Source organism: Microbispora sp. NPDC049125 (assembly GCF_040802045.1).
In the GTDB taxonomy this organism is placed as follows: Bacteria; Actinomycetota; Actinomycetes; order Streptosporangiales; family Streptosporangiaceae; genus Microbispora.
In genome coordinates this window covers 14,210-27,863 of record NZ_JBEZDW010000014.1, presented here as the reverse complement: position 1 = coordinate 27,863, position 13,654 = coordinate 14,210, and the positions used below count along the sequence as shown (strand labels likewise).

15 protein-coding genes and 2 tRNA genes are annotated in these 13,654 nt (G+C 69.0%); 10 read left to right on the top strand and 7 right to left on the bottom strand.

All coding sequences use genetic code 11. The features are described 5' to 3' along the window. Positions 1-54 precede the first annotated feature (54 nt). On the top strand, positions 55-510 hold the full coding sequence (locus AB0B72_RS17915) for an ArsI/CadI family heavy metal resistance metalloenzyme (RefSeq protein WP_367739902.1): 456 nt from the start codon (positions 55-57) through the stop codon (positions 508-510). Positions 511-638: 128 nt separating this feature from the next. Here the strand turns inward: AB0B72_RS17915 and AB0B72_RS17910 are convergent, their stop codons facing one another. The 6 genes from AB0B72_RS17910 to AB0B72_RS17885 all read right to left on the bottom strand — a co-directional run bounded on the left by AB0B72_RS17910 (position 639) and on the right by AB0B72_RS17885 (position 4,065). Continuing rightward, positions 639-1,124 carry an SRPBCC family protein gene (locus AB0B72_RS17910; RefSeq protein ID WP_367739901.1) on the bottom strand — a complete coding sequence of 162 codons (486 nt, stop codon included), beginning with the start codon at positions 1,122-1,124 and terminating at the stop codon, positions 639-641. Continuing rightward, positions 1,117-1,464, bottom strand: a complete 348-nt coding sequence (locus AB0B72_RS17905; RefSeq protein ID WP_367739900.1) for an ArsR/SmtB family transcription factor — start codon at positions 1,462-1,464, stop codon at positions 1,117-1,119. Before AB0B72_RS17905 ends, AB0B72_RS17910 begins: the two co-directional genes overlap by 8 nt. A 104-nt stretch (positions 1,465-1,568) precedes the next feature. Then, positions 1,569-2,321, bottom strand: coding sequence for an SDR family NAD(P)-dependent oxidoreductase (locus AB0B72_RS17900; RefSeq protein ID WP_367739899.1), 753 nt, complete (start codon positions 2,319-2,321; stop codon positions 1,569-1,571). Between the two features lie 922 nt (positions 2,322-3,243). Beyond that, a tRNA-OTHER gene (locus AB0B72_RS17895) sits at positions 3,244-3,331 on the bottom strand. A 51-nt stretch (positions 3,332-3,382) separates the two neighbouring features. Continuing rightward, complete coding sequence (locus AB0B72_RS17890) at positions 3,383-3,607, bottom strand: tyrosine-type recombinase/integrase (protein ID WP_367740040.1); 225 nt, start codon at positions 3,605-3,607, stop codon at positions 3,383-3,385. Next, positions 3,496-4,065, bottom strand: coding sequence for a hypothetical protein (locus tag AB0B72_RS17885; protein WP_367739898.1), 570 nt, complete (start codon positions 4,063-4,065; stop codon positions 3,496-3,498). The genes AB0B72_RS17890 and AB0B72_RS17885 overlap by 112 nt, the downstream gene beginning before the upstream one ends. A 288-nt stretch (positions 4,066-4,353) precedes the next feature. On the opposite strand from AB0B72_RS17885, the gene AB0B72_RS17880 reads away from it, so the two are divergent. Then, a complete protein-coding gene (locus AB0B72_RS17880; protein WP_367739897.1) occupies positions 4,354-4,962 on the top strand; it encodes a hypothetical protein in 609 nt (202 codons plus the stop codon). 192 nt (positions 4,963-5,154) lie between these two features. On the opposite strand, the gene AB0B72_RS17875 is transcribed toward AB0B72_RS17880, so the two are convergent. After that, positions 5,155-5,236, bottom strand: a tRNA-Tyr gene (locus AB0B72_RS17875). 132 nt (positions 5,237-5,368) lie between these two features. Here AB0B72_RS17875 and AB0B72_RS17870 point away from each other — a divergent pair. From AB0B72_RS17870 to AB0B72_RS17835, 8 genes are all read left to right on the top strand, one after another. After that, the gene (locus AB0B72_RS17870) at positions 5,369-5,881 is read left to right on the top strand and encodes a GNAT family N-acetyltransferase (RefSeq protein ID WP_367739896.1); all 513 of its coding nucleotides are present in this window, start codon (positions 5,369-5,371) and stop codon (positions 5,879-5,881) included. 53 nt (positions 5,882-5,934) lie between these two features. Next, positions 5,935-6,426: a YajQ family cyclic di-GMP-binding protein gene (locus tag AB0B72_RS17865; protein WP_367739895.1), complete on the top strand. Its 492-nt coding sequence runs from the start codon at positions 5,935-5,937 to the stop codon at positions 6,424-6,426. Positions 6,427-6,997: 571 nt separating this feature from the next. Continuing rightward, positions 6,998-9,454, top strand: a complete 2,457-nt coding sequence (locus AB0B72_RS17860) for an MFS transporter (protein ID WP_367739894.1) — start codon at positions 6,998-7,000, stop codon at positions 9,452-9,454. A gap of 13 nt (positions 9,455-9,467) precedes the next feature. Beyond that, positions 9,468-10,355, top strand: coding sequence for a YceI family protein (locus AB0B72_RS17855; RefSeq protein ID WP_367739893.1), 888 nt, complete (start codon positions 9,468-9,470; stop codon positions 10,353-10,355). Between the two features lie 117 nt (positions 10,356-10,472). Continuing rightward, positions 10,473-11,024, top strand: coding sequence for a MarR family winged helix-turn-helix transcriptional regulator (locus tag AB0B72_RS17850; protein ID WP_367739892.1), 552 nt, complete (start codon positions 10,473-10,475; stop codon positions 11,022-11,024). A 182-nt stretch (positions 11,025-11,206) separates the two neighbouring features. After that, positions 11,207-12,037 (top strand): transporter substrate-binding domain-containing protein, encoded by an 831-nt coding sequence (locus AB0B72_RS17845; RefSeq protein WP_367739891.1) that lies wholly within the window; start codon positions 11,207-11,209, stop codon positions 12,035-12,037. A gap of 5 nt (positions 12,038-12,042) precedes the next feature. Further along, entirely contained in the window at positions 12,043-12,867 is an 825-nt protein-coding gene (locus AB0B72_RS17840; protein WP_367739890.1) for an amino acid ABC transporter permease, read from the top strand. Next, on the top strand, positions 12,864-13,604 hold the full coding sequence (locus AB0B72_RS17835) for an amino acid ABC transporter ATP-binding protein (RefSeq protein ID WP_367739889.1): 741 nt from the start codon (positions 12,864-12,866) through the stop codon (positions 13,602-13,604). The genes AB0B72_RS17840 and AB0B72_RS17835 overlap by 4 nt, the downstream gene beginning before the upstream one ends. Positions 13,605-13,654: the final 50 nt, after the last annotated feature.

The following is a 13,654-nucleotide window of genomic DNA, read 5'->3' as shown; positions in this document are numbered from 1 at the left end:
AGGCGGGCATGGGCTACGGCCGCCCGCCCGCTCCACGGCCAAGGGAGGACACCCATGTCCCGTGTTCAACTCGCTCTGCGCGTCGCCGACCTGGAAGGCTCAATCGCCTTCTACTCGAAGTTGTTCGGCGTCGAGCCTGCCAAGCGGCGGCCTGGTTACGCCAACTTCGCCATCGCCGAGCCTCCGCTCAAGCTGGTCCTCCTGGAGGGCGAGGAGGGGGAGGAGACCCGGATGGACCACCTGGGCGTCGAGGTGGAGGAGACGGATCAGGTGACGGCGGCGACCGAGCGCCTGAGGGAGGCCGGCCTGGCCACCTTCGAGGAGAACGACACCACCTGCTGTTACGCCCTTCAGGACAAGGTGTGGGTCCACGGTCCCGGGAACGAGCCCTGGGAGGTCTACGTGGTCAAGGCCGACGCCGACACCCTCACCAAGGAGGCTGAGTCCGTCTGCTGCGCCACCGACGACGCCGAAAAGCAGAATGTCAGCGCGGGTAAGTCCTGCTGCTGAGCAAGACCGAAGACGCCCGCCGCTCACCCTGGTGGTCGGGTGGCCGGGAGGTGAGACTCCTCCCGGCCACCTGACCAATCTCCGGAGCTCGAGTCAAGGGACGCGTCATTTCTGTCGTCAGCGGACGCTCACGCGGGCGGCCGGCCGAGAGTGGCGAGCAGGTCGGCGAGGCGATCCATGGATTGACGGCCACCCTCGGGGCCGCCGCCGCGGATGACGGCGTCGCGGGCCTCGACGGTGGGGTGCACCGACCGGGCGACGTACCTCGTCCGGCCGCCGAGGTCCTCCAGGGTGACCGTCTCCAGCGCCACATCGTCCGGGGCCCCTTCGAACTCCCAGGTGCGCACGATGCGTTCAGGCGCCAGCACGTCGTGGTAGACGCCGCGGAAGCCGTACTCCCCGCCCCGGGCGTCGGTGTTGACGAACCGCCAGAGGCCGCCCGGCCTGACCTCCATGCGATCGACCCTGGTGGTGAGGAAGCGGGGCCCCCACCAGCTCGGGATGAGGTCCGGGTCGGTGACCGCGCGGAACACCACGTCGCGGGGGGCGTCGAAGACCCGCGTCATGACCACGTCCTGCCGGCCCGGCTCGACCACGAATTCGGTGTCAGCCATCGTCCCGTCCTTCCTGCCCGCGCTGGATCTTCCTGATTTCCCGCTCGAGCCGGTCGAACTGGTCGGTCCAGCAGTCACGGTACCGCTGGATCCAGTCCGACGCGCTTGCGAGCGGGGCCGCCTCCAGGCGGCAGGGCCGCCACTGCGCCTCGCGGCCGCGGCTGATCAGCCCGGCCCGTTCGAGCACCTTGAGGTGCTTGGAGACGGCCTGGAGGCTCATGTCGAATGGCTCGGCCAGTTCGTTGACCGTCGCCTCGCCGTCCGCCAGCCGGGCGAGGATCGCCCGTCGCGTCGGATCGGCGAGCGCGGCGAAGATGAGGCTGAGCTGGTCGTCGGGCATCCTCGTCGGTCTTTCGGTCCTCGGTCGGCCGGGGTGGGCGCTGTGGGCAGTGGCGACCAGCCTGCCATGGCCGCCGGGCGGGCCGGCCCGGCCAGGCGGTGCGTCTAGTGGTCCACGATCGCGCCGCAGGAGATGTTGACGGTCGCGGAGGTCATGGTGCGCGCCCGGTCGGAGGCCACGAACGCGGCGACGTCCCCCACGTCGGCCAGGGTCGCCGTCCGCCCGAGCAGGGTCGCCTCCCGCAGCCCGCCGGCGATCTCGTCCTTTCCCGGGAAGCCGTCGGGGATGGTCTCGGGCACGCCGCCCGTGACCAGGGTGATCACGCGGATGCCGTGCGCGCCGACCTCGCACGCCCACTGCCGGCGCATGCTCTCCACGGCGTCCAGCGCGACCTTGAAGCCGCCCAGCCCTGGAAGCGTCTGCGGGCCCCCTCCCCCGAACATCAGGATCACCCCCGAACGGCGCCCGGTCATGTGCCGCACGGCGGCCCTGGTGGTGAGGAACTGCGTCCGCGTGGCGATCTGGACGGGCCGGAGGAACTCCTCGGCCGAGATCTCGGCGAGCGGCCTCTGCACGTCCCCCACCGCGATGACGTTGAACGAGATGTCAATACCGCCCGCCCGCTCGGCGACCGCGTCGGCGAAGGCGTCGACCGCCCGCTCGTCCAGCGCGTCGACCCGGGCCGTCTCGGCCGCGCCGCCCGCGGCGCGGATCTCGCCGGCCACCTTGTCGAGCGACGACGGGGTGCGCCCGGCGAGGTAGACGCGGGCCCCCTCGCGGGCGAACGCCCGCGCGGCGGCCCCGCCGATCGAACCGCCGCCGCCGTACACCACCGCGACCTTGTTCTCCAGGAGCATGCCGGCTCACCTTCTCAACCAATCGGTTTATCAACGCATTGGTTGAATACAACGCCTGGCGCCGTCACCTGTCAAGGCCGCGCCACACCCTGGGGACCCCTCCGCCCAGGACCGCATCGGCGAAGGCCCATCCGACACGGTTCGGCGGGCATCTCGGGCGTTCGACACCCGTCATGTCAGTGACCAGGGAATTCACCGCATCGCGCGCCTCGCTGATGCTCAGCGACTCTTCCGTGACACCAGACCCGAAAGACCCTGGGATGGAGAACACCGGCTGAGGCTTTCAGCGAGCATCTCGACTTGCTGCTGAGCAGCAGCGTTGCGACGACCGGTTGAACCTGAGTTGCGCCACCGCACTACGGCCCGTCGCCCGCTCGCCGTCCGGGCATGCGGCCTGGGGGCCGGTCCCGGCCGGCAGCGACTGGCTCGGGGCCACCCGCCGCACGCCTACCTCGCCGTAACCCACACACTCGCCGCTCACAGCGCCGCGTCGCCGACCACGTGACGGCCTACTGACCGCCGTTCCTCTTCCGGTCATGCCGCAGCGCGAGCCGTACCGCGAAGTAGACGACCGCAAACAGTACGGCCACTTCCAACACGATCAGCACCAGCTCCGCCAGCCCGAACATCGACCACCCCTCAGAGACGAAGGAACCAGCGCAGTATGCGCCAATAATTCGACGCGGTCGATCGCATACCTCCGGCGGGGGCCTCGGCTCCGGGATGATCGCCCGCACGTCAGCCGAGACCGTGGCCGACTGAGGTGGAAGCCTGATCGTCCGCGCAGGAAGACCCCCGATCGCGCGCCCCAGGCGTGCCCTAAGCCGGGGGCAAACACGGGGAATCAGGGATACTCACGGAACAAGCAACGAAGAAGCCCCCGACCCGCATCTCTGCTGGTCAGGGGCTCTTCATGCTGGTGTGGCAGGTCCAGGGTTCGAACCTGGGTAGGCTGAGCCGACGGTTTTACAGATGCCGTGCCGTTCGCTCCCCCGGGTTCGCATCCTGCCTGGTCAGGCAAGGGAAAGCACGCTCGGCGGATCCTCGTCGTCCTCTTCATGTCACACACGTGCCACCCGGTCCTGCGAACCGCTCCCCGTGCCATGCTCGATGTCGAAACCATCCGCGATCTCTCTATCCCGCCCTTCCACGGCTCGCGCGTAGTGCCGAGTGGTCACGCTTGCATTGGAGTGGCCGAGACGACGAGCCACCGCCATGACGCCGTGCCGATCAGCAACCCAGGTGGAGTGCGTCGCACGGAGATCATGAGGCGTGACGTCGTCCAGGCCCGCCGTCTCGACAGCCGGATCGAAGTGCCATCGCCGCCAGGCGTTGTAGTGGAGGGCCTTACCCGTCCTCCCGTGAAGGGGAGAGCGTCAGAGTCTTCCGGGAGCCGGCCGAAGTGAGAGCGCAGCGCCGAGATCACGAAGCCGGGAAGTGTGATCTCCCGCCGCTGGTGTGACTTGGGCGTGTCGAAGATGTGCTTGCCCGCGATCCCCGCCAGAGATTCCGCGACGATGAGGCACCCCTTATCGAGCTGAACATGTCGACGCCGCAGTGCGAACGCCTCGCCGATGCGGAGGCCACCGTAAGCGAGGAGCTGCACGATCAGGCCGTGGGGTTCCCGCATCGCCGCAGTCAGCCGGGCGACTTCTTCCCTCGTGAGAATGTGCGGCTCCGTCTCAGGCATTCTGGGAAGCCGCACGCCACGGCACGACGTCGCCTTGATGAGGTCGTTGTTCACAGCCGCCGTCATGATCTGGGACATCAAGCGGCGGCGCGGCGCGCCGCCGTACTCGGCCCTCCGCCGCCCGCCGGCCGGGCGTGCGGCGTGGGCGCCGGTCCCGGCCGGCGGCGCCCCGGGCCGTAGCCGCACCGCGCGCTCGCCGCACACAACGCACTCGCCGACTCCAGCGCCACCCCGCCGCATGCCAGCCGAACCCTTCCGTTCACTTAGAGCGGCTCCAGCTCCATCAACCGTCCTGCAATAACTCGGATGCCGAAACTCAGAGCCCGATGCGACACTGCCGGAATGGTCCGAGCAGAACTCAGCGAGCCTGAGTATCTTCGCCACATCGAGCACCTGACGCGCGAGATAGTCAACGCGGCAGCAGACGAGGGGTGGCTCACCTACGGCGATGACCCCTTAGAGTTCACGCCGCTCCAGCGAGCGGTCAACGAGGTAGCCCGCCATATCCGCCACTACCACTTCGACGGGGACGGATGCATCGACCCCGAACTACCTACCATGAAGCTCGCCGGAACCGTCATTCTCCAGCCGCAAGCCATACCCATAGGCATGGAAGGCACCTACTCCCAAATCTGCGCCCGCCTGGGAGTCGAGGCTCGACCCGAAGGATGGGCAATCTGGAACACCTGGGCCACTGACGGACACCCCATATCGATCATCATGGTCGACCTGGAAGGGACCGAAGGCATGCTCATGAACTGGACGAGAGGTATCGAGGTCTACCCCGCCACCCCACTCCCCGCTCAGATGGCACTCACACGGCAAGGATGGGTCACCCCGATGACCCTCTCCCCGTTCAGCACACGAAAACTCGGCATCCACCGTCCCCTCTACTGGTCACCCGCCACACACCCAGATGCCTCCGGCGGGGGCACTCCGGCTCCAGGATGATCGCGGTTCCAAGCCGGAGCTTCCGGGGTGGCTGAGGAGGAAGCGTGCGCGTCGCGCGAGAGCTAGCGGCATGATCGCGTGCCAGATGCGTGCCAGATCTCACGGGAACAGCGGGGAATCGCGGTCAGTCACGGGCCGGGAACGAAGCCCCCGACCGGCATCTCTGCTGGTCAGGGGCTCTTCATGCTGGTGTGGCAGGTCCAGGGTTCGAACCTGGGTAGGCTGAGCCGACGGTTTTACAGACCGCTCCCTTTGGCCACTCGGGCAACCTGCCGTGTCTTCCGCTTGCCGCGGCGACAGGTAGAAGAATAGCGGACTTCCCGGGTACGCGTGACACGGGTTGTTCCCGGCCCCGGGGTGGCGTCACGGCATGCGAACCGCATCGTCGCGCGGCATAGTGGATCGGGTGATCAGGTGGGCGCGGCATGACGAGCTGGCCGGCCTGGCGGAGATCGAGCTCGCGGCGGACGAGATGTTCGCCCCCCTCGGCATCGTGTTCCCGCCGGGCACGACGATGATCGAGGAGTGCGACGATCCAGGCCAAGTGATCGTCGCGGGCGATCCGCCGGTGGGCTTCGCCATGCTCGGGCGCGTCGACGGCCTCGTCCATCTTGAGCAGCTCGCCGTACATCCGGATCACGGAAGGAAGGGCGTCGGCACCCGCCTGCTGGAGGCGGTGTGCGACGCGGCGGCCGCCGTCACGACGGCGGTGACGCTGACGACGTTCCGGGACGTCCCGTGGAACGCCCCCTGGTACGCCCGCCGGGGCTTCGCCGTACTGCCCCGCGCGGAGTGGGGGCCCGAGCTGACGGCACTGGTCGAGCGTGAGCGCGCGCTGGGCATTGAGCTGGCTCCGCGTGTCGTCATGCACAGGACCATGCGGAAAGACGGGGAGAAACACGTGGGCGCACACCCCTGATCTCATGCGGGCCACTAATCTCGGAGATTAACGAGGAGAGGACACGGACACCGATGGCCGACAGCAGTTTCGACGTGGTCAGCAAGATCGACCGGCAGGAGGTCGACAACGCTCTGAATCAGACGGTCAAGGAGGTCGGACACCGCTTCGACTTCAAGGGCACCGGCGCGAGCATCTCCTGGTCGGGACAGGACGGCATCGAGATCAAGGCGAACAGCGAGGAGCGGGCGAACGCCGTCCTCGAGGTGTTCAGAGACAAGATCGTCAAGCGGGGGCTTTCGCTGAAGGTCCTCGACGCGGGTGAGCCGAAGCTGTCCGGCAAGGAGTACAGGTTGATGGTCTCCCTGAAGGAGGGCATCGACCAGGAGAACGCGAAGAAGATCTCCAAGATGATCCGGGACGAGGGCCCGAAGGGCGTGAAGGCGCAGATCCAGGGCGACGAGCTCCGGGTCAGCTCGAAGAAGAAGGACGAGCTCCAGGAGGTCATCTCCCTGCTCAAGGGCAAGGACCTCGACATCGCCCTTCAGTTCACGAACTACCGGTAACGCCAGGCCGGGCACACGCGGAAGGCGTACGCCGGCAGCGCGCGCGATCCGATCAGGCGCGCGACCGCGCGTACGCCGATACCGCTTACCAGCAAGCCAGCAGACCCGACCGGCGCGTGCGCCATCAGCGCACGTCCGCAACCCCACAAGCGCACGTGTGCCGTCGACCGGACAAGCGCGATGCCGCCCCGCACAACCCCACAGGCGTGCCTCCGGCGCGCCCGGTACCCCATTACGCACGGCCCATAGGCGCCCCTTCCCGCGTAGCCGCGCAGGCGTTCCAGCGCACGGCCCCAGGGGCCAGCCGTACGTCCCTCACCGCGCCATAGGCCGCAGCCCGTCACCGCCCACCCCGGCCACCGTCACCCCCACACATGGTTGCCTCAAGCAACGATCAGATATACTTACTTAGGCAAACTAATTGGAAAGGCTCCGCCAGGTGCGGCCTCGTACGACGGCCACCAGCAGCCGGAGGCACGGCGGCACGCTTGCGCCGGGGCAGTGGAAGGAAATCATGGCGAACACGACACCGGCCGAGGCACCGCCGGCGGCAACCGACGCGCCTGTACAGATGACACACCGGGAGATCATGGAGGCCCTCTCCGGGCTGCTTCTCGGGATGTTCGTGGCGATCCTGTCGTCGACCGTCGTGTCGAACGCCCTGCCGACGATCACGGCGGCGCTGCACGCGGACGAGACCACCTACACATGGGTGATCACGTCATCGCTGCTCGCGGTGACGGTCTCCACTCCGATCTGGGGCAAGCTGGCCGACCTGACGAGCAAGAAGATCCTCGTCCAGCTCGGGATCGTCGTCTACGTGGTCGGCTCCGCGATCGCCGGTCTCTCCCGGAACTCGGAGATGCTGATCGCCGCGAGGGTGATCCAGGGCATCGGCGCCGGCGGCCTGCTCGCCCTGTCACAGGTCATCATGGCGGCGATGATCGCGCCACGGGAGCGCGGCCGCTACTCGGGCTACCTCGGCGCGGTGTTCGCCATCGCGACCATCGGCGGCCCCCTGGTCGGCGGCGTGATCGTGGACACCTCCTGGCTCGGCTGGCGGTGGTGCTTCTACGTGGGCGTCCCCTTCGCCGTGATCGCTCTCCTCGTCCTGCAGAAGACCCTTCACCTTCCCGTGCTCAAGCGACGCGTCAGCATCGACTGGGGCGGCGCCGTGCTGATCGCCGCGGCCGTCTCGTTGCTTCTGGTGTGGGTCTCCTTCGCCGGCACCAAGTACGACTGGATGTCGTGGCAGACCGCCGCGATGGTCGGCGGGGCGCTCGTGCTGACGCTGCTGTTCCTGCTCGTGGAGTCGAGGGCCAAGGAGCCCATCGTCCCGCTGCGGCTGTTCCGGGTCCGTACGATCAGCCTCGCCGTCGTGGCGAGCGTGCTCGTCGGCGTCGGGCTGTTCGGCGCCACGACGTTCCTCAGCCAGTACTTCCAGCTCGCCCGGGGCGAGACCCCCACCATGGCGGGGCTCATGACCCTCCCGCTGATCCTCGGGCTGGCGATCGCCTCGACCACCGCCGGCCAGATCATCACCCGTACGGGACGCTGGAAGGTGATCCTGGTCATCGGCACCGTCCTGCTCACCGGCGGGTTCGCCCTGATGGGCAGCCTGCGGTACGACACGGACTACTGGCTGGTGGCCGTGTACATGTTCTGCGTCGGCGTCGGCCTCGGCATGACGCAGCAGAACCTCGTCCTGGCCGTGCAGAACCAGGTGCGGGCCGAGGAGCTGGGCGCGGGCAGCTCGCTCGTCGCGTTCTTCCGCTCCCTCGGCGGCGCGATCGGCGTGTCGGCGCTGGGAGCCGTGGCGGTCCACAAGGTCACCCAGTACACCGAGGAGGGCCTGGCCTCCCTCGGCATCCACGGGGCCGTCGGCGACGGCTCGATCCCCCGGCTCGACGCGCTGCCCGCCCCCGTACGCGCCGTCGTGGAGAACGCGTACGGTCACGGCGTGGGCGACCTGTTCCTGTACGCGGCGCCGGCGGCGTTGCTGGCGCTGATCGCCGTCCTGTTCATCAAGGAGGTCCCGCTGCGCACGGCCTCCGGCGGCAGGACGGACGTGGCGGAGCCCTCCCCGGGCAAGCCCTCCCCGAGCAAGAACGGCACGGCGCCGGGACGTCACGCGCAACGGGAGCGCCAGCCGGCCGCGTACGCCCAGACCGCCCGCCCCCGGGAGGCCGCCCAGGCCGGCGAGTTCGACCCGTTCGCGGAGGCCACGCCGACGCACTCCTTCGCCGGCGAGCCGCGCGGCGAGATCGGCGCGGGCGTCGAGATCAGCGGTTTCATCAGCGGAGAGGACGGCTTCCCGGTCCGCCAGGCGACGCTCACGCTGATCGACGTACGCGGCCACCAGCTCGGCCGTACGACGACTCAGGCGGACGGCGGGTACGCCATACGGGCCCCCGGCGGCGGGACGTACGTCCTGATCGCCTCGGCGGTGGAGCGGGACCCGCAGGTCGCGACCCTGGTGGTCGGCGACCAGCCGGTCGAGTTCGACATGGTGCTCGCGGGCTCCGGCGGCCTCGTGGGGACGGTGCGCGACGCCGCCGGCAAGCCCGTCCCCGAGGCGGTCGTCGTCCTGACCGACGTGCGGGGCGAGGTCACGGCCGGCGGCACGACGGACGCCGAAGGCGCGTTCGCCTTCTCTGCGGTCGTCGCGGGCGCCTACACCCTCGCGGTGAGCGCGGAGGCGTACCGTCCGGTGGCGGTCCCGGTCGAGATCGCCGGCACCGGCCGGACCAGGCAGGACGTCGAGCTGCTCCCCGGGGCGCGGGTCCGCGGCACGATCCGCGTGCGGAACGGCGGGCCGGTCACCGACGCGCGGGTGACGTTGCTCGACGCCGCGGGCAACGTGGTCGGCACCGCGACCACCGGAGAGGACGGCGAGTACGCCTTCGCCGACCTGACCGGCGGCCAGTACACCATCATCGCCACCGGCTACCCGCCCGTCGCCGACACCGTGACCCTGAACGGCCAGGGTGACGACGGCTACGACCTGTGGCTCGGCCACGCCGAGTGAGGATCCGTACGCCATGACGCGCAGTGAGAGCAGGGGCACCATGGACACCGGCACAGGAACCGGCCCGCAGGTCTCGCAGGTCTCGCCCGCACCCGCCGCCCGGCAGGGCCTGCGGGCCCGGATCCGGACGAGGGACGGCTGGGCGGTGCAGCACGCGGTTGTCACCGTGACCGACATGTCGGGACGCCAGGTCGCGCGGGTGGACGCGGACGGCGACGGGCTGGCCGCCACGGGCCCGCTCCCACCCGGCGTCTACACCCTCGTGGTGACGGCGCTGGGGTACGCGCCGGCCGCGTCGACGGCGATCGCGTCGGCGGCGGGCACCGCCGACCTGGGCACGATCGTGCTGGCCAGGCAGGGCGGCACCGAGCTTCCCCCACCCGGGGAGTGGACCATCGACCCGGCGCACTCCACGGTCGCGGCCACCGCCCAGCACCTGGGCCTGAGCAGCGTGCAGGGGCGGTTCGCCGAGTTCGGCGGGCTCATCGAGATCGGCGCCACCGCCGAGGCGTCGTCGGTCACCGCCGACATCGTGGCGGCCTCGATCGACACGGGCAACGGCACCCGCGACGACCATCTGCGCTCGCCCGACTTCCTCGACGTCTCCGTCCACCCCACGATCTCCTACCGGAGCGCCGGGCTCTCCCCCATCGGGCCGGATCGATGGACCGTCCATGGCATCCTGACGTTGAGCGGCGTGGTGCGCCCGGTCGATCTCGACATGCGGTACCTGGGCACCGGCCCGGATCCTTGGGGCGGCCTGCGCGCCGCGTTCCGCGCGGTCACCGAGCTGCGCCGGGAGGACTTCGCGATGACGTACAACCAGGTGGTGCAGGCGGGCATCTCCCTCATCGGCGCGACGGTGAAGGTGGAGCTGGACATCCAGGCCGTACGCGGGTGACCTCGGCCTCACCGGAACAATGCTGAGCCGGACAGTGCTGAGCCGGACAGTGCTGAGCCGGACAGTGCTGAGCCGGACAGTGCTGAGCCGGCAGGACGCGACGAGAGGAGGCGGCCGATGACGAAAACGGGCTCCGCCGACAGCTTTCCGAGCGTCCAGGCCAGGGAGGTCTCCGAAGCCCCTTCCCGCGTCGAAGCTGACGAGAGCGTCAAGGTGGCCGAGGACATCCAGGCGTACCACGATGTCGAGCATCAGCTCGCCGTCCTCTTCCGGCGCGCTCACGGCATCTCCGCCGAGCTCAGCCGCTCCGTGCATTCCGAGCTGGACCCGGGAGCCTATGGCCTGCTCGTGCGGATCTGCCAGGTCGCTCCCGTACGGCCGAGCGACCTGGCGGCGTACCTCGGCGTCGGTAAGGCGACCGTCAGCCGGCAGCTCAAGGGCCTGGAGGACCTGGGGCTGATCGGCCGGGAGCCCGACCCGCTGGACCGCCGGGCCCACCTGCTGGGTCTCACCGAGGAGGGACGGCGGCGGCTGGAGAGTGCCCGGGACGCGCGCCGGGAGCTGCTCCACTCCCTGCTGTCCGCCTGGCCCGAGGAGGACGTACGGCTGCTGGCGCGGATGCTCGCCCGGTTCAACGCGCTCACCGGGTCGGCCGCCGAGCTCGTCTGAGCTTTTCGGACATCGCTATTTGGTAACGCCCCTTTCTGGTGCTCCCGGAGGGACTCATGTGCTCTGATCAGCGTCAAGAGGTTTTCCACAGCCGTAACACCCGAGAGCAAAACGGTGTCCTTATTCCTCTAAACTGCGCGTGACAAGCAGCACACGTTCACACAAATCGCGAGGAGGCCGGTGTGGCTCCCTGGTCCACCAGTCGGATAGCGGGCATCGGCGCGGCGGCGCTGGCGGCGGCGTTGACGATCTCCGCCTGTGGCGGAGGGTCCAGCGATACGACGACCTCGGCCACCGCGGCGGGCGGAGTGTCCCTGGTCAACGGGGGCAAGCTGACCACCTGCACGAACATCCCGTACGAGCCCTTCCAGTTCAATCAGAACGGCAAGGTCGTCGGCTTCGACGTCGACATCGTCGACCTGGTCGCCAAGAAGCTGGGCGTGACGCAGGACATCGTCGACATCGACTTCGCCGCCATCAAGAGCGGTGCGGCGCTCAACGCCGGCAAGTGCGACGTCGCCGCCGCTGGCATGACGATCACCGACGAGCGCAAGAAGAACCTGCTGTTCTCCGACCCCTACTTCGACGCGACGCAGGCGCTGATGACGAAGAAGGACAGCGGGATCACCTCCCTCGACGACGTCAAGGCGAAGGGCCTCAAGCTGGGCGCCCAGGCCTCCACCACCGGCCTCGACTACGTCAAGAAGGCGGGCCTGGACCCGATCGAGTTCGCGGACTCCCCCAAGGAGCTGCTCGGCCTGCAGACCGGCCAGGTCGACGTGATCGTGCAGGACCTCCCGGTCGTGCTGACCTGGCTGAAGAAGCCGGAGATCGGCGCCAAGTTCGAGATGGCCGCCAGCCTCGACACCGGCGAGCAGTACGGCATCGGCATGAAGAAGACCAACACGGCGCTGGCGAAGACGATCAACGAGGTTCTGGCGGCCGCCAAGAAGGACGGCACCTACAACGCCATCTACAAGAAGTGGTTCGGCACCGAGCCCAAGTCGTCGTGACCTCCATGACCGAACCGCAGACTCCACGCCCCAAGCGGGGCGGGATGAGCCCTCGCAAGCGGCAGCGGATCAGCCGGGCCATCCAGTACGCCGTGCTGGCCGTCATCGCGGTCGTCCTTGTCTCGCTGGCCGACTGGGGCTCGATCCGCCAGTCGTTCCTCAACACCGAGGTGGCCGGCGAGGGCCTGCCGGCCCTGTTCACCGTGGCGTTGAAGAACACGGTGATCTACACGGTGAGCGGATACGTGGCGGGCTTCGTCCTCGGCCTGCTGCTGGCGCTGATGCGGCAGTCCTCCGTGGCGCCCTACCGGTGGATCGCGACGACGTACGTCGAGATCTTCCGGGGGCTCCCCGCGCTGGTCATCTTCCTGATGATCGGCAGCCTGCCGCTGGCGTTCCCGGGCTACCACGTCCCCGGCGACGTGTACGGCCAGGTCGCGCTGGGTCTGGGCCTGGTCTCGGCCGCGTACATGGCCGAGACGTTCCGGGCCGGGCTGCAGGCGGTTCCCAAGGGGCAGATGGAGGCCGCCCGCTCGCTCGGCATGCCGTACCTGCGGGCGATGGTCTCGATCGTCATCCCCCAGGCCGTCAGGATCGTGATCCCGCCGCTCACCAACGAGGTGGTCCTGTTGTTCAAGGACTCCTCGCTGGTGCAGTTCCTCGGTCTCACCGGCGCCCAGGTGGAGCTGGCCAAGTTCGGCAACGACCAGGCGTCCACGTTCGCCAACCCCACGCCGATCTTCGTGTCCGGCCTGACGTACCTGCTGCTCACCATCCCCCTCGGGTACGCCGCGCGGCGGCTGGAAGCACGTCAGAGAGCGGGCCGATGAGCACCGTAGAGATCAGGAACCTGCACAAGTCGTTCGGGCGGCTGGAAGTCCTCAAGGGCATCGACTTCACGGTCGAGAGCGGTCAGGTCGTCTGCGTGATCGGACCGTCGGGCTCGGGCAAGTCGACGCTGCTGCGCTGCGTCAACCTGCTGGAGCAGCCCACCTCCGGCCAGGTGGTCGTGGACGGCATCGAGCTCACCGACCCCGACGTGGACATCGACGCGGCGCGGCGGCGGCTCGGCATGGTGTTCCAGCAGTTCAACCTCTTCCCGCACCTCACGGTGCTGCGCAACGTCACCATCGCGCAGCAGCGGGTGCTGAAGCGCGGCCGCGCCGAGGCCGACCGCGTCGCCCGGGAGAACCTGGAGAGGGTGGGGCTGAGCGACAAGACGGACGCCTACCCCGGGCAGCTGTCCGGCGGCCAGCAGCAACGGGTCGCCATCGCCCGCGCCCTGGCCATGAGCCCGTCGCTCATGCTCTTCGACGAGCCCACCTCGGCTCTCGACCCGGAGCTCGTCGGCGACGTGCTGTCGGTCATGCGGCAGCTCGCCGAGGAGGGCATGACCATGCTGGTGGTCACCCACGAGATGGGGTTCGCCCGCGAGGTCGCCGACCGGGTGGTGTTCATGGACAACGGCGCGATCGTCGAGGACGGCCCGCCGCAGCAGGTCATCGCCGATCCGCAGCATGAACGCACCCGGGAGTTCCTGCGCCGTGTCCTCCATCCGGGGGTGTGAGGAGCTCCCTCAGAGCGTGGCGTCGGCGGCCACCCCGCACTCCGGCCGTA